This window comes from Rhodococcus sp. SMB37, assembly GCF_004345605.1.
Classification (GTDB): domain Bacteria; phylum Actinomycetota; class Actinomycetes; order Mycobacteriales; family Mycobacteriaceae; genus Rhodococcus.
This window is the reverse complement of sequence record NZ_SLVY01000006.1, coordinates 56,689-72,710: the sequence shown is the minus strand read 5'-3', so window position 1 is coordinate 72,710 and position 16,022 is coordinate 56,689. Positions and strand designations below refer to the sequence as shown.

The 16,022-nt window shown below is 62.1% G+C and carries 13 protein-coding genes and 1 pseudogene; 2 read left to right on the top strand and 12 right to left on the bottom strand.

The window, feature by feature from the left end:
* The first annotated feature begins 6 nt into the window (after window positions 1–6).
* Complete coding sequence (locus tag EV641_RS11745; RefSeq protein ID WP_132471935.1) at window positions 7–636, top strand: PaaI family thioesterase; 630 nt, start codon at window positions 7–9, stop codon at window positions 634–636.
* A gap of 238 nt (window positions 637–874) precedes the next feature.
* Window positions 875–2,860 (top strand): acetate--CoA ligase, encoded by a 1,986-nt coding sequence (acs, locus tag EV641_RS11740; RefSeq protein WP_241997106.1) that lies wholly within the window; start codon window positions 875–877, stop codon window positions 2,858–2,860.
* Between the two features lie 117 nt (window positions 2,861–2,977).
* Here acs and EV641_RS30260 read toward each other — a convergent pair whose 3' ends face one another.
* From EV641_RS30260 to EV641_RS11680, 12 genes and pseudogenes are all read right to left on the bottom strand, one after another.
* The gene (locus tag EV641_RS30260) at window positions 2,978–3,229 is read right to left on the bottom strand and encodes a proton-translocating transhydrogenase family protein (protein ID WP_347238232.1); all 252 of its coding nucleotides are present in this window, start codon (window positions 3,227–3,229) and stop codon (window positions 2,978–2,980) included.
* Between the two features lies 1 nt (window position 3,230).
* Window positions 3,231–3,377 carry a hypothetical protein gene (locus EV641_RS11730; RefSeq protein WP_199233219.1) on the bottom strand — a complete coding sequence of 49 codons (147 nt, stop codon included), beginning with the start codon at window positions 3,375–3,377 and terminating at the stop codon, window positions 3,231–3,233.
* Window positions 3,374–4,402: pseudogene (locus EV641_RS11725) on the bottom strand (NAD(P) transhydrogenase subunit alpha). The gene EV641_RS11730 and the pseudogene EV641_RS11725 overlap by 4 nt, the downstream one beginning before the upstream one ends.
* A gap of 228 nt (window positions 4,403–4,630) precedes the next feature.
* Window positions 4,631–5,626 (bottom strand): PDR/VanB family oxidoreductase, encoded by a 996-nt coding sequence (locus EV641_RS11720; RefSeq protein WP_132471933.1) that lies wholly within the window; start codon window positions 5,624–5,626, stop codon window positions 4,631–4,633.
* 95 nt (window positions 5,627–5,721) lie between these two features.
* Complete coding sequence (locus tag EV641_RS11715; protein WP_158289150.1) at window positions 5,722–6,615, bottom strand: NADP-dependent oxidoreductase; 894 nt, start codon at window positions 6,613–6,615, stop codon at window positions 5,722–5,724.
* A gap of 236 nt (window positions 6,616–6,851) precedes the next feature.
* Complete coding sequence (locus EV641_RS11710) at window positions 6,852–7,124, bottom strand: hypothetical protein (RefSeq protein ID WP_132471931.1); 273 nt, start codon at window positions 7,122–7,124, stop codon at window positions 6,852–6,854.
* Window positions 7,125–7,248: 124 nt separating this feature from the next.
* Window positions 7,249–8,595 carry an FAD-dependent oxidoreductase gene (locus EV641_RS11705; RefSeq protein ID WP_132471930.1) on the bottom strand — a complete coding sequence of 449 codons (1,347 nt, stop codon included), beginning with the start codon at window positions 8,593–8,595 and terminating at the stop codon, window positions 7,249–7,251.
* Between the two features lie 20 nt (window positions 8,596–8,615).
* Entirely contained in the window at window positions 8,616–8,969 is a 354-nt protein-coding gene (gene fdxA, locus EV641_RS11700) for a ferredoxin (RefSeq protein ID WP_132471929.1), read from the bottom strand.
* 172 nt (window positions 8,970–9,141) lie between these two features.
* Window positions 9,142–10,254 carry a Zn-dependent alcohol dehydrogenase gene (locus EV641_RS11695; protein ID WP_132471928.1) on the bottom strand — a complete coding sequence of 371 codons (1,113 nt, stop codon included), beginning with the start codon at window positions 10,252–10,254 and terminating at the stop codon, window positions 9,142–9,144.
* A 56-nt stretch (window positions 10,255–10,310) separates the two neighbouring features.
* Window positions 10,311–11,864, bottom strand: a complete 1,554-nt coding sequence (locus EV641_RS11690) for an aldehyde dehydrogenase family protein (protein WP_199233235.1) — start codon at window positions 11,862–11,864, stop codon at window positions 10,311–10,313.
* 46 nt (window positions 11,865–11,910) lie between these two features.
* A complete protein-coding gene (locus EV641_RS11685) occupies window positions 11,911–13,110 on the bottom strand; it encodes a cytochrome P450 (RefSeq protein WP_132471927.1) in 1,200 nt (399 codons plus the stop codon).
* Window positions 13,111–13,579: 469 nt separating this feature from the next.
* Window positions 13,580–15,919 carry a LuxR C-terminal-related transcriptional regulator gene (locus EV641_RS11680; protein ID WP_241997104.1) on the bottom strand — a complete coding sequence of 780 codons (2,340 nt, stop codon included), beginning with the start codon at window positions 15,917–15,919 and terminating at the stop codon, window positions 13,580–13,582.
* Window positions 15,920–16,022: the final 103 nt, after the last annotated feature.

Here is a 16,022-nt window from a genome sequence, read left to right as displayed (position 1 = left end):
TAGACGATGCAGCAGATCGACGAGAATGTCACCCAGGAGCGGAGCCATATTGCCGATCTCCCGGAAGAGTGGTTACAGACTCACCGTGACCTGGTGGCATCCGTGCGCCGGCTGATGCATGCGGCGGCCACGACCGCAACGAGCATCGAAGACCTGCGAGAGGCTATGGATTTGGTCGATGGTGCCTCGGACCTGGCACAGACAGAGTTGCGAGCGGGTGTGCTGCTCGGAGAATTCGGGAATCCCGAGAAAGTGACGGCTACCCGCATTCGGCAGATCGGTGCGCACAATCCCCTTTGCCTTCCGTTGGAAATTTCGGTAGATGGGGCGAGGGCGTCCGCGACATTGGCTGTGGACGCTCTCGCCGAAGGTCCCCAGGGCTGCCTGCACGGTGGCCTGAGTGCGTGGCTGATGGACTGCATGCTCGGCCTCATGGTGGAGTCCACCGGCCGAGTGTGTGTCACCGCCCAACTCGAACTCAGGTACCTGGCTCCAACCCCCTTGCATCGACCGCTCGATCTTCACGCAACCGTGGATTCGACGGAGGGCCGCAAGGTTTGGGTGAATTCATGGATAGAGTGCGACGGTACTCGGACTGTGGAGGCGCGGGGTTTGTTCATCGAACCGCGTCAATGAGTGGAACGTCGAAGGAAGTGCGTCAATGACCCTGTGACGCTCATACAGGTGCGCCCGCATCACTTACTCGTTCATCGCCGCCCAATAAGGTATGGGCGACTTTCGTAATCCTGCAAGGCTTCCCGAAGTTTCCGGTGCAAGCGGTACGAGGAATCGCGAGGCATCGACCGGGTGGGAGTGTGCGCCAAGGCGCAAGTACCGGCCCAGGCGTGACTGCAGTGAGAAGGAGTTGGTTCCAATGTCCGATAACGCAGAATTGTTGGCCGAGGTGTTTCCCCCGAGCGCGGAGTTCACCGCCACCGCCAACGCAGGTCCCGAGTTGCAGGCCGCCGCCGACGCCGACCGGCTGGCGTTCTGGGACACCCAGGCCCGCCGGCTCGACTGGGCTACCCCGTGGAGCGAAGTCCTGGACTGGTCCGACGCGCCCGTCGCCAAGTGGTTCGTCGGCGGCACCTTGAACGTCGCGTACAACTGCGTCGACCGGCACGTCCTGGCCGGCAACGGCGATCGGGTCGCGATCCACTTCGAGGGCGAGCCGGGCGACACCCGCGCGTTGACCTACAACGATCTGCTCGCCGAGGTCTCCCGCGCCGCGAACACCTTCACCGAGCTCGGTCTCGTCGCCGGCGACCGCGTCGCGATCTACATGCCGATGATTCCCGAGGCGATCGTCTCGATGCTCGCGTGCGCACGCCTCGGGTTGACGCACTCGGTGGTGTTCGCCGGCTTCTCCTCCTCGGCGCTGCGCTCTCGCGTCGACGACGCCGAGGCCAAACTCGTGATCACGGTCGACGGGCAGTGGCGCCGCGGTCAGGCGGCTCCGCTCAAGCCTGCCGCCGACGAGGCCGTGCAGGGGGCCGCTTCGGTCGAACATGTGCTCGTCGTCAAGCGCACCGGCATCGACGTCGACTGGACCGAGGGCCGGGATCTGTGGTGGCACGAGACGGTCGAGAAGGCTTCACCGGAGCACACCGCGCAGCCGTTCGACGCCGAGCATCCGCTGTTCATCCTGTACACGTCGGGTACCACGGGTAAGCCGAAGGGCATCGTGCACACCTCCGGCGGCTATCTCACGCAGGCGTCGTACACCCACCACTACGTGTTCGACCACAAGCCCGGCGAGGACGTGTACTGGTGCACCGCCGATATCGGCTGGGTCACCGGGCACACCTACATCGTCTACGGCCCGCTCGCGAACGGCGTCACCCAGGTCGTGTACGAGGGCACCCCGAACTCGCCCGACGAGCACCGTCACTTCGACATCATCGAGAAGTACGGCGTGAGCATCTACTACACCGCGCCCACCCTGATCCGCACGTTCATGAAGTGGGGCCGCCAGATCCCCGACGCCCACGATCTGTCGTCGATCCGCCTGCTCGGTTCGGTCGGCGAGCCCATCAATCCCGAGGCGTGGCGCTGGTACCGCGAGGTCATCGGCGCGGGTTCCGCACCGATCGTCGACACCTGGTGGCAAACCGAGACCGGTGCGATCATGATTTCCCCGCTGCCCGGCGTCACCGCCACCAAGCCCGGTGCGGCGATGGCACCGCTTCCCGGCATCTCCGCGAAGATCGTCGACGACGAGGCCAACCCCCTCGGCAACGGCGGCAACGGATTCCTCGTGCTCGACAAGCCGTGGCCGGCGATGCTGCGCGGCATCTGGGGAGATATGCAGCGTTACCGCGAGACCTACTGGTCCCGCTACGAGGACAAGGGCTGGTACTTCGCAGGCGACGGCGCCAAGTACGACGAGGACGGCGCGCTGTGGGTTCTCGGCCGCGTCGACGACGTCATGAACGTCTCCGGGCACCGCATCTCCACCTCCGAAGTGGAATCCGCCCTGGTCAGCCACTCCTCTGTCGCGGAAGCCGCGGTTGTCGGAGCGGCCGACGACACCACCGGCCAGGGCATCGTCGCGTACGTGATCCTGCTCGAGCACGTCGAGAACACCGGCGATCAGCTCATCAAGGAACTGCGCGATCACGTCGCGGTCGAGATCTCCCCGATCGCGAAGCCGCGGCAGATCACCGTCGTGCCCGAGCTGCCCAAGACCCGCTCCGGCAAGATCATGCGACGCCTGCTCCGCGACGTCGCTGAGGGACGCGAGCTCGGCGACACCTCGACCCTCGTCGATCCGAAGGTGTCGACGCGCTTGCTGCCAGCACGCCCACTGATTAGCGCATCAAGGGGGCCGCAGGACACCAGCACACTTTGGGAAGGCTAGCCCGCATCGATAGCGACTTTTGATCTGTGGTGCTGCGAGGGTCACTGGAAGGACGTTCGCCCGTGGCCGCGGACCGCGAGCCGATCCAGTGGATCGAAGGACTCATTGGTTCCCTGCTCATAGATCGTGTAGTCGTGTGACCGATGGTGGCCGGACGCTGGCAAACCCGGGCTTCTCTTGCTGCGGTGCGGATGCTCTACCTGCGGGCGCGTGCACCACGAGGGCGCCGAGAACGACGATGCCGTGGATGGCGTTGGTGCCCGACATCAGCGGCGTGTGCAGCGTGTTGGGCACCTTGGAAATCACGGCGAACCTGACGAACCCGGACAACACCAGGATCGCGATGTTCGCCAACAATTCGTTGTACATCTCAGAACCGTGATCCGGAGATGCTCGGTGCGTCCCGGTGCGGTGAGTCGGCCAAATCGGTAGAGAGCAGACGGTCGGCAAGCACGATGGGTACGGCCAACAGCCACGACATCGGTGTGGTGAAGAGTTTGTCGATCAGCGTGTTCACTGCGATGCTCCTGTCGTCGGAAGGGTGGAAGACTGCTCGGCCGAGCGGGTCACGCACGACTCGGCGAGGATCTCGTCCGAGAAGTCCGGGGCCTGCGTGCCGTTCTCGTCGAGCATGAGCTCGAGGAGCGCAGCGACGTTCTTCGAGTAGAGCTGGGACGCGTGCTCGGGCATGGTCGCCGGCAGGTTCAGCGGCGAGCTGATGGTCACGCCGTGTTTGACGACGGTCTGCCCGGGTTCGGTGAGCTTGCAGTTGCCACACCGGTTTCACCGGCGAGGTCCACGATCACCGAACCGGGCGTCATGCCCTCGACCGCGGCGGTCGTCACCAGTCGCGGCGCGGGACGACCCGGCACCAGTACGGTGGTGATCACCACGTCGAAGCCCTTGATCGCATCCTCGAGCGCCTGCTGCTGTTGCGCCCGCTCGGCGTCGCTCAGTTCGCGGGCGTAGCCGCCCTCGCCAGCCGCGTCGATTCCGAGGTCGAGCCACTGCGCGCCCACCGAGCGCACCTGATCGGCAACCTCGGGGCGCACGTCGTAGCCAGTGGTGCGGCCACCGAGACGCTTCGCGGTCGCGAGGGCCTGCAATCCCGCCACGTTCGCCTGCGAGGACAGCGCGTCCATCACCTTCGCCCGGGAGATACGCGGGATCGCCTCGACCGCGTACGCCTCGACCCCGGCCGCTGCGAGGGCGGCGATCTGGTTGTCGGCGTTTGCGCGGCGCGAGGAACCCGATCAGCCGCTGGCCCGAGTTCAGGCGCGCGATTTCCGTGTCGGACGGCGGTGCGACCTTGACGACCACATCCGCGGCCCAGACGTCACCGATCTGGGCTCCGGCTCCTTTGTATGCCTCGTCGGGGATGAGCGCGCCGAGGCCGGCGCCGGTCTCGACAACCACGTCGAGGCCCTTGCCGATCAGCGACGGCACAATCTTCGGCACCAGCGCGACACGTCGCTCACCGTCGTTCGTCTCTCGAACGACGCCGACGGTCGGACGCGTCCTGGTCCCCCTTTGTGTTTCCACTGACTCGGTAATCACGATGTTTCGGCTTCCTACGCTGGTGGTGGTACGGCCCGATATGGAGCGCGAGGAGGTGTGGACGTGTCTTGATGACGGGTCTACCCGTTGGCCTCGCGTATGCTTCGTTGTTGCTTGTAATAAATCTAGCAACCGATTGAATATTTGGTTGAAGCCTATTCACTGGGGATGAAGTCGACCATTCGGGTGCTTACTCGGGGCCGGTACCAGTGTTCACAGGTCGAGCTTCAACCGACTGCCAGCTTTTGACCGGGAGACGCAGATGAACATCGATGAAGCGGATGCCTTCTCTTCATCGGTCATGACCGAGTCGCGGTGGTCTGCGTCGCCCTCCCACACGGCAGTCTGGCATGTACCGCAGACCCCCTCCTCGCACGACGACAACGTTGGTAAGCCAAGATCATTCGCCACATCCAGAATCGACCGATCCGGTGGAATCATCGCCGTGACACCGCTCGCCGCGAACTCAACTTCGAATTCGACATCATCGGTGCTGTCGATTTCTTGTGCGACAAAGTGTTCCACGTGCAGGCTGCCTGTGGGCCAGTGATTGGATGCTTGCGCGAGGGCATCGAGCAACGGGGCGGGGCCGCATGCGTAAATCAGGGTGTGATCGAGCACTTGTCGGAGATGCTCCGAGAAGTCCACCCGGCCCTTGGTGTCCTCGGGGACGATCGTGACGCGGTCACCGTAGGACATGACTTCATCCACGAAAGCCATCGAGTCCAGTTTGCGGCCACCGTAGACCAAGGACCACTCGGCGCCTCGCCGTTCCGCTTCGCCGATCATCGGCAGGATTGGAGTGATACCGATTCCGCCGGCAACGAAGATGTATTTTTGCGCGGGAAGCAATGGAAAGCGGTTCCTGGGGGCGCTGGCGATCAGCTCTGTCCCCGCATGCACCGTCGCATGGATGGCTCGTGAACCCCCGCGGCTCGTAGGCTCCCGCAATACCGCGATGCGCCAGGAACCCGGTGCCGGTACAGCGTCGCTCAACGAATACTGACGGGTTACACCTGCGACCTCGATGTCGATGTGCGCTCCCGGATCCCACGTCGGTAACTGTTCACCGGAAGGGTGTACCAACCGCAGTGAGATCACGTCGGCCGCTTCGGTGACTCTCTCCGAAACCCGCACCCGTAAACGGCCAGTCGGACCGGACGCGGTGGGGGAAGCGATGGTGTGATCTTGTACTGGTAAGGGATTCATTGCTGGCCTTCTGCGAGATTGGCGATGTTTATGGGGGGACGCTCGGAGAAATGAAGCCGGATCGGTGATTCCCGGAGGAGCGAGGGCGCTGCGGGTCAGACGACAAGGGCGATGCGGCGTCCCAGCCGACGTTCGTACTCGCGGTGAGCAGCCTCGATCTCTGAAATCTTGAATGTTGTCGGCTCGGGAAGGTTGAGCTCACCGGCGGTCAGGAGCTCGGCAAGTGTCTGCAACATCGCGCCGGACTCGTGAGCGATGACCAGCGTCGCGTTCTTCTCTGAAATGCTGTGGGGCGGGCTACCCGGGACAACGGTGACGTAATGTCCCGTGGGCCGTAATGCGGCGGACAGATCGATCCCAGCAGCGTCGATCACTCCGTCGACGCAGGAGGCCGGCGGTGAACCGATATGTACCTCCTCGGCTACGCCGGCCGGCAACGATTCTGTCTGCTCGGCCCGTCGAATCAACGCGTGCGCGCGGTATCCGCGGGTGTGGAGAAGCTGCAGTGCGATACGTCCGACCGCCCCGGCGGCTCCGGAAACGAGTACTTCGGCTCCCTGACTCAACTGCAATGCCTCGACAGCCTGGAGCGCTGTCAACCCGGGTAGCGGCAACTGGGCCAAGACCGCCGGGGAGACGCCTTCAGGGGCGCGAGCAAGGGACGTTTCGGGGAGACAGACGAACTCCGACCAGGTCCCTTTCCCGGTGACAGCCAACGTCGAGACTCCGATGACCCGGGTTCCGGGTAAGAATCGGTCAGCACTCGGGCCTGCCTCCCGGATGGTGCCTACGAGGTCGTATCCGAGAGTGAACGGCGTACTTCCCTGACGTGGGGTGATCGACCCGTTACGGATCTTCACGTCCGCGGGATTGATCGCTGAGGCCTCGAGGGCGATGAGTACTTCGCCGTCCCCTGGACTGGGAACCGGAACATCTCGCAGCTGGAGAACTTCAATGTCTCCGGGTGCCTCGAACTGAATCGAAAACATGGTCATACCCCTTTCGTCTGGGAGGACGACGGCGATCTCCTCCGTGGAGAACTCGTGGCGGCTCGAATCACAGCCGGGTGATCGATCTCCGGCGTGTTCGGCGCCCGGCCGCACCTCTTGCGGACGCTGTCCATCGTCGGATCGGCCGCTGTGGCTCTCGCAACAATTGCTGCTCTTCCCTGCTTGCCGTGACTCAGGAGATTCGAAGCCTCGCTGTGATGTGCCCTCACGGTAGATCATTCGCACAATAGTTCTTCCACCAGACCAGAGTCGCCGCGCCACTTCGCTACCGGGTCCAGCACCACGAGCTGGCAGACGCGCTGCACGGCTTCCTCGATGACGCTGCGTTCCTCGTTGGTCAAGGCCAACCGACGAAACAGCAGGGTGAGTTCGCACTGCATGACCTGACTGACCTGTGATTCGAGCACCGGAGGCAATCCTTCCCCATGCGCTTCGCGCGGCAGCCCGATTTCCGGAGCCAGCTCGTCTTCGACGACGGTGACAGACACTGTCGGCCTCCTTCAAATATGCGAACGTAGTTGCTTCACGTCCCGGGGGAGGACTTCACGCCCGCCATAGCCCTCGTACGCCGACCGAGAGTCGTCCCCTAGCGGATCGAACAGGGAAGTCGGCTCACTCTGAAGTAAGTGTTTCGATCCCGACCCGGCGCAGATTTTCCCAATCGGGGATTTTCGTCCGATCCTTACCTGCCACCTGGCCCCGTTCGATCTCCTCATCGTTGATTCTGAGCCAGCCGTCGTATTCGATCGCCTTGACCCCTCGTGTATGCAATGCAGCGGCTACGGCATCGGCGGACACGCTGGTATTTCCAGGATTGGACACAAGGTCCTCCATCACACTGGTAACGGTTTCGACCGAGTCGATGCGGTTGGTTCCGATCACCCCTGACGGTCCGCGCTTGAGCCACCCAGTGACGTACTGGGTCGGAACAACGTGCCCGTCGCTATCGACAACCCGTCCGAGCTGGTTGGGAATGACCCCTCGGGCAGAATCGAACGGCAGGTCGTCGAGGGGAACGCTGCGATAACCAACGGATCGCAGAACGAGTTGGGCTGGGACAGTATCGATGTCGCCGGTTCCGTGCACAGTTCCATCCTGCAAGAGGCCAGTGCGCTCGATCCGGAGACCCTCAACATGCTCGCAGCCTTTGATCTCGACCGGATTTCTCCAGAAGTGAAAGTGAATTCTGCGAGTTCGACCGGTTGGCGGTTGAGACGCGAACTCGTCGAGGACTGCGAGGTTGGCGAGGGTGGCTCTGTCCAGACCCTCGCGAGTTGAGCTGGTGAGCTCAGCGGGATCGACAATGATGTCTGCGTCGGTGAGATTGCGGAGCTCACGCAGTTCTTTGGTAGTGAACTTGGCGAATTCCGGTCCACGGCGGCAGATCACATGGATGTCGCGGACTCGGCTGTCGCGTAACGTGTCCAGGACATGCGGCGGCATGTCGGTACTGTCGAGCTCTGCGGGGGTTTTTGCCAGGATTCGTGCTACGTCGAGAGCGACATTTCCGGCGCCGATCACGGCGACCGTGTCCTCCCGCAGGTGGAAATCGTTCGGACTGTCGGGGTGACCGCTGTACCAGGACACGAACGCGGTCGCCGAGCGGCTGCCGGGCAGCTCTTCTCCTGCTATTCCGATCGAGCGATCGCGCGATGCGCCGGTCGCGTATATCGTCGCGTTGTAGTGTTCGTCAAGGAACGAGCGGTCGATATCGGTACCGAACTCGACGTTTCCGAGGAATCGGACCTTGGGATGTTCCAGGATGCGTTGCAGGCTTCCGATAACGGACTTGATCCGGGGGTGATCTGGTGCAACGCCGTATCGGACAAGTCCGTATGGGGCCGGAACCCGGTCGATGATGTCGACCTCGACGTCGACGTCGTGTTGCCGAACCAGTTCATCAGCGGCGAACAGGCCGGCGGGGCCGGAGCCGATTACTGCTATGCGAGCGCTTCTCATGGGAGGTCCTCAAACGCAGATCACTGCTGGTTCGCTGGGTGAAGTGGCTGGCTTGCCACGAGTGGCGTGTCGACACCGACCGGGCCGTAATCCCGGGCACTGCCGATCAATCCGAGTTCGGTATCTCGCCCGGGCAGAACTGACCAGAAGAAATCTCGATTGTCGGCGACATGCTGCTCCTGCGCTGCGGGAACCTCGGTTTCGTACGTGATCGCTTCGACCGGGCAATTCGGTTCACATGCCCCGCAATCGATGCATTCGTCGGGGTGGATGTACAACTTGCGAGCGCCTTCGTAGATGCAATGCACCGGGCACACTTCCATACAGCTCTTGTCCATGACGTCGGTACAGGTGCCCGAGATGACGTAGGCCATTTTCTTTCTCCTTGATGTCGGGGTTCGCCCACCCGAGTAGGTGCCCGGTTGAGGGCGGTCGGCGCCCAGGGCCGAATTCGTGACTTCGAACCCTGGGCGCCGTCGGACTCTGCAGTGGTCGGTTCGTCGAGGACGTGTCCGACCTGGCCCGAGAGCTGCCGGGGGAGTCGGCTCAGTGTTCGTGAACGATGACGCCGCGGATGTTCTTGTGTGCTTCGAGATCTTCGTAGCCCTGGTTGACCTGTTCGAGAGAGTAGGTCTGGGTGATGAGCTCGTCGAGCTTCACATGGCCACTCTGATACAGGCTCAGCAGTTTTGGGATGTCGTAGACAGGGTTGCAACCACCGTAGAGTGAACCCTGAATACGTTTGCCCCACAGGGCAAGCTGCACGCCCGACAGTTGAATCGTGGCATCCTCGTACTGCCCCATCGAGGTAACGACGATTGTGCCGCCCTTCGACGTCGCCTCGGCGGCGTCCGAAACAGATTGCGCGGTAAGTTCGTCGATGGTGATGATGGTGCTGTCAGCGCCTACACCCCACGTCAGTTCCTGCACAAGTGCGAGAGCTTCTTCGGCGGATGCAGCCGTGTGGGTAGCTCCGAAAATCTTGGCATTTTCCCGCTTGAACGGGACCGGATCGACGGCGATGAGGTGTTGTGCGCCCGCATACGCGGCTCCCTGCACAGCGTTGATGCCGATACCGCCGATACCGTAAACGACTACGGTGTCGCCCGGCCGTACATTGGCAGAGTTGACCGCCGATCCCCATCCGGTCGGGACTCCGCAGCCGACCAGAGCTGCCTTGTCCAACGGAAGCCAATCATGGATCGGGATCACCGAGTTTTCGTGAATGGTCGCGTACTGGCTGAACGTGCCGACGGTCATCATGGACCCGTAGTCGCCGTTCTTTCCTTTGAACGGGAACCGGCCGCCGGGCAGGAAACCCTCGAGCCCGTGAGCGCCCATGTCGCACAACCGCGAGTTTCCGGTCGCGCACCATCGGCATCGCCCGCATACCGGGAAGAATGATGCGACGAAATGATCACCGGGCTTGACGTTCGTGACCTTGGAGCCGACTTCGAGGATTTCTCCGGCTGCTTCGTGGCCGAACACCATAGGGGCCCGGAAGGGCAAGTGGCCCTTGACCATGTGCAGGTCGGAGTGGCAGAGCCCCGAGTAGTCGTATCGGACGAGGACTTCGTTCTCATCGGGGGCGACGACTTCGAGTTCTTCAATCTCGAAGGGTTTGCCTGCTTCGTAGAGTACTGCTGCTGTGGTTTTCATGCTTACTCCGTTTCGTTGAACAACGTCAGGCGTACAGCGGCGAGAGACAACAGAGGTCAGTCGGACGTCGGTGCTGGCAGGACCAGGCCGTATGCTCGGTTTTCGAGCTTCGGCTCCAGGCAGATCTGGATCGATTTTTGTTCGGTGTACTCGTCGAGTGCGTGCGAGCTGAGTTCCCGACCAATTCCGCTCTGCTTGTATCCTCCGAATGGGTATTCCTGATTGCCCATGTGCCAATCGTTGATCCACACCGAGCCGGCCTCAAGCTGGCGGGCCACCGAAAGCGCCTGATTGAGATCTTGGCTCCATACACCGGCTGACAGTCCGTATTCGGTGTCGTTGGCGATCTTGACTGCTTCTTCGATCGAGTCGTAGCGGATCACTGCAAGGACGGGGCCGAACACTTCCTCGCGTGCCACAGTCATGTCATTGGTCACGTTGGTGAGGATGGTGGGCTCGACCCAAAAACCTCGTCGGAACTGTTCGCCAGCGGGGACGCCGCCGCCGTACGCGACCGTGGCGCCTTCGTTCTTCGCGGATTCGATGTAGCCGAGCACCCTGTCGCGCTGTGCTGCGCTGATGAGCGGTCCGATGTGAGTATCGGGCTCGAGTGGGTCGCCGATCTTCTGTGTCTGCAGCCGATCGATCATCCGGTTCACGAACTCGTCGTGCAGCGAGGACGGGACCAGCAGCCGGGTTCCCGATTCACAGGCCTGGCCGGCGTGCATCAGGAAGGCCCAGATCGATCCGTCGACAGCCGTCCGCAAGTCGGCGTCGTCGAGGATGATGTTGGCGCCCTTGCCGCCGAGCTCGAGGGTCACCTTCTTGAGGTTTCCGGCGCCCGCGTGGACGATCTCCTTACCAATTGCGGTCGAGCCGGTGAACGAGACTTTGCGGACGTCCGGGTGGGCGGCGAGGTGAGCTCCTACGTCCTCCCCGTCCCCGGTCACCACGTTGAATACACCGTCGGGCACACCAGCGGCCTGCAGCTCCTTCGCGAGCTGAAGTGCTCCAATAGGCGTCTTTTCGTCCGTCTTGAGCACCACCGAGTTGCCTGCGGCGAGGGCCGGCATCACCTTCCATACGGCCAGAGCCAACGGGAAGTTCCAGGGCACGATCGCCACACAGACACCGATCGGCTCGCGCCGAACCAGCCCACCGGACAGAACAGGCCCGACGAGAGGCCCCGGCCGCTCGAAATCTTGTCTGCGAAGTACGTCAGCGAAATACCGGGTGTTGCTCACCGGCATGCCGACACTGAATGCGTGGGAGAGGTAGTGGGGGGCACCGCCCTCTCGAGTCCCCAAGATAGTCAGCTCGTCAGCTCGGGCCTCCAATGCGTCAGCAGCCCGATCGAGGATCTCGGCTCGACCCTTGGGGGAGATGTCTCGCCAAACCCCCGCCTCGAAGGTCCGCTTCGCCGCCTGCACCGCAGCCTCGGCGTGCTGTGTTCCGCCCTTGGCCGCCGTGGCAAATACCTCTTCGGTGGCCGGCTCGGTCAGGTTGTACTTGTCATCGCTGTCGACCCATTTACCGTCGATAAACATCTGGTAGTGGGTCGGGGCGACAGTAGAGTTGTCCTGAGTACTTGGTTGCGCCGTGGTGGTCATCGGTCTGTCCGCCTCCGTCTGGTGTTCGCTTGATCCATCGACTCGTTCAACGCTCCGGACCGAGTTCGAGGAGGAGCTTTTCTGGTCCACGAGTGAACAAACCAACGTCCACAGGTTCGAAACCGTCCGCGAAGCGAAGGTTGGGGTACTTCTCGAACAACTGCGTGAGCGCGGTTTCGGCTTCGCGCTTCGCGAGAAGAGATCCCACGCAGAAATGTCGGCCGAGTGCGAATGCGATGTGATCGGCAGCGCCGACAAAGGCACGATCCATGTTGATGTCTTCGCGGAAGATGTCGAACTTGTCCGGGTCGGCGTACCTGCGCTCGTCCCGGTTGGCGGCCCCGTTGACGCAGGCAACGACGCTGTTGGCCGGGATGATTCCACCTGCAACCTCGACGTCTGCAGTCGCGGTTCGGAGAATGATCTGGACGGGAGGGTGGTAGCGCAGGTTTTCCACGAGGGCATTGGTGGCCAGTGCTGGGTTCGCGCGCACCGCTTCCAGCTGGTCGGGATGCTGCAGCAGATGCTTGAGTGTGCTGGCGATCGCCTTGTCGGTCGTCTCGCCGCCAGCGATGAGAAGAAGTCCGATCAAGGCTTTGATCTGCTCATCAGATAGCTGTTCACCCTCCAGCTCGGCCTGACAGAGCCGGGAGATCAGGTCGTTTCCAGGGTTCCGGCGTCGTTCGGCGATGATCGGCAAGATGTATGCCGGGTACTCCTGTTGGGTGCGCATGCCCCACGCCTGAATCTCAGGGTCCTGGGTGAGGTTGGCGAGGAATGCCATGAGGGAGGAGTACCACTCGTGAAACTTGGGTAGGTCCTGCTTGGGCAGATCCAGCATCTTGACGATGACATTGATCGGGAACCACTTCGTGAAATCCTCGATAATGTCGACCGGTCCAGAGTCCGGAAGGGCGGCGATCATGTCGGTCGCGAGCTGATCGACTTGCGGAAGAAGGTCATCCAGGTAGGTTCCCCGCAGAGCCGGAGTGATCAGCTGCCGGTTGACGGTGTGCTCCCGGCCAGACATTTGGATGACCGTCCGGCCGATCACAGGTTCCATCTGGAACGCGTAGTTCTCGTTGCTGAAGGCATCGGAATCGCGGTACACCCGTGCTACGTCGTCGTACCGACTGACGAAGTAGTAACCACTAGCTTCGTGATGGAGCAGGGGATAGTGATCGCGCATGATCTTGTAGTACCTGTGTGGGTCCCGGGCGAATTCATCCGACAGGATGTCCGGCATCGCGGGGATACTTGTCGTCACCACATTCTCGCTTCTCTTCGTAGGGTAAGAGGTGGTCGAGGACCTGACCGGTGCACTTCGCTCCGACGAGTCGTGCTTGGCCTCTGACGTAAGTCCGAGTCACTGCCACATCCAGTGATGAGGATCTCAATTGTGGTGCCGGGGTGATGGGCGAGATATACCTGCTTCACTACCTGTATTCCCTACGCAGGTATGTCCGTGGAACGCGGAGTCACCCCCTGTGCGCGCCAACCGGCCAGAACCCGGGCCGGGTCGCACACAGCAGGAGAGTCACGGTCGCCGGGCCGTGGACCCACTGCAGGACCAAACCGATCTGTGCAAGCAGGCGCAGTGCAGCGTTGTCGTCGCCGGAATGAAGCGCCGCAACACGGGGACCCGGAGCTCGTCGCCAGCAGGTGTTGCGGCAGGAGGGTCGTCCTAATCGGAACACGAACTACAGGTTCGGGGCCTACTCGACGCTCTCGTCGCGGGCGATCCAGGCGGCCAGCTGCGAGCGGGACCTGTGGCCGGTCTTGGCGAGGATGCGGTCCACGTGTCCCTCGACGGTACGGCGGGAGATGACCAATCTTTCCGCGATCTCCTTGTTCGTCAGCCCCTCCGTCACCAGCTTCGCGACGTCCTTCTCGCGCGGGGTGAGTTTCACCTCCGCCGAAGCAGGTGCGGGCGTAGCCGGCTCCGATGTGCGCTTCTGCAAAGCGAATTCGATCGACTCGTGGTGTTCGAGCCCTTCACCCGCCCGGGATTCTCTCTCGAACGCCGGACCACCAAGCAACTGACGGGTCCGCTTCTCGTAACGGGTCCGTGTCCGGACCAACGCGTCACTTCCGAAGAGCGGAGAGCTCCCCATTTCGCCGCACAGCGTCCGCCCGATCCCCAACAGACGTGCGGATCGAACAGGGTTTCCTTCCTCGATCGCGATCCACGCGAGAATCTCAGTGCATACAGACACGCCCAACCAGTCGCTCAAGGACTGCTTCAGTTCGATCGCTTCTTTCAGCGAGTCCGAGGCGTCCGCGAACTCGCGCTGGGTCCACAGGGCAAGTCCGCGCGACCACAGCGCCCACGAGGTGGCGAAACGCTCCCGCAGCGACTTGCCCAGGGCGATGGTGTCCTCCGCCGAAGCGATTGATTGGTCCAGGTTTCCGGACAGGCAGTGCACGAAAGCGAGTTGAGCACCGCCCAGCAGCGTCAGTGAATTGACGTCCCCGGACGCGGCGTGATGTTCCATGGCGGCGTTGAGAAGCTCCAACGCTACGTCGAGATTGCCGTCGATCTGCTCTACCGTGCCCCGGAACTGGAGTGCAAACGCCTGGGCGGTTCGATCACCGATCGCTTCCGCTACGGCGCTGCTTTCCAGCAAGTATCGCTTGGCGGTGGCGTTGTCGCCTTGGACCAGTGCGTACCAACCGATCACCCAGAGCGCTTTCGCTCTCTCCCGGCTCGGCTGCCGGTCGGTCTCCAAGGCGCGGGTCAACCAGTACCGCCCGTCCTGCAGCAGGCCACTCGCATTCCAGAAGAACCACAGCGAACTCGCCATCCGGAGACCGGTGCGGGCCTCACCGGGGGTGGACAGGCTGTACTCCAGCGCCGCACGCAGATTCGCCCGCTCATGCTGGAGTCGACGATTCCACTCCAGCTGTCCTGATCCCAGTGACTGACTCTCGCTGAGTTCGGACAAACGCAGGAAATAATCCCTGTGATTTCTATGCCAGGTCTCTTCGTCGTTTTGGGCGGCAAGCTTCTCGGCCGCGTAATCCTTGATGCTTTCCAGTAATTTATATCGAACTTTAGGCCCGGAGTGAGCAGTGACAATGATCGATTTTTCGGCAAGGCTGGAGATTACTTCGAAGGCGTCCGGAACAATTTCCGGATCAGTGCACACGTTCTCGATTGCATCGAAGTCGAAACCACCCGCAAATACCGACAGCCGGGCCCATAGGGCCCGTTCGTCCGGCGAGCACAGATTGAAGCTCCAATCGATGGCGCCCCGCAGCGTTTGATGCCGCACCGGGCCGCCCCGGTTCCCTTGAGTCAAAAGATCGAAAAGTGGACCCTCTCGTGACAGGACTCGATCGAGGGGAAGGGACCTGATCCGGACGGCGGCGAGTTCGATAGCCAAAGGGATGCCGTCCAGTCGCTGGCAGAGACGGGCAACCGCCACGCGGCTCTCATCATCGATGGTGTATCCCGGGACAACCGAGGCAGCGCGTTGCTCGAAAAGATCGACCGCCTCGCTATGGAAGCTTTTACCTTCTCGTCCCTCGGCTAACTGCGTGCCGTCCAGAACCGACATGGGGGGGACCTCGAACACGGTTTCGCCCAGCACTCCGAGAGGCTCCCGACTGGTTGCCAGAATCTGCACGCCGGTTGACCGTCGAACGATCTCGGCGGCGACCGTTCCGCAGGCCTCGATCACGTGCTCGCAGTTATCCAGAACGATGAGCGCATGTCTTCCGCTAAGGAATTCGAAGGGAGTGTGAATATGGCCCGGACTCGACCCTTCCCGAATGTCGAGCGCCTCGGCGATTGTGGTGGTGACAAGCTCAGGATTAGAGATCGAGGCGAGGTCCACAAACCAGATGCCGTCGGTATAGCTCCTGCGTACTTCCGAGGCGACCCGGCAAGCCAGCCGGGTTTTTCCTACCCCACCGAATCCGGTGAGCGTCAGTATCCGAGAGCCCGACAGACGCGTCTTTACCGCGGCGACCTCATTTCGGCGTCCGACGAAACTTGTCACTTCGCACGAAAACCCGTGGGTGTTGGGAAGGAGTTGGTTATCCGCCGCCATCACATTCTCCTTGGAATATGGTCGTCGGTATCTTCGGAGCAGCGCTCCGCAATATCGAACAATTCATGCGTGATGATCGTTCTGGTCAAGTTGCTGTGGGGCG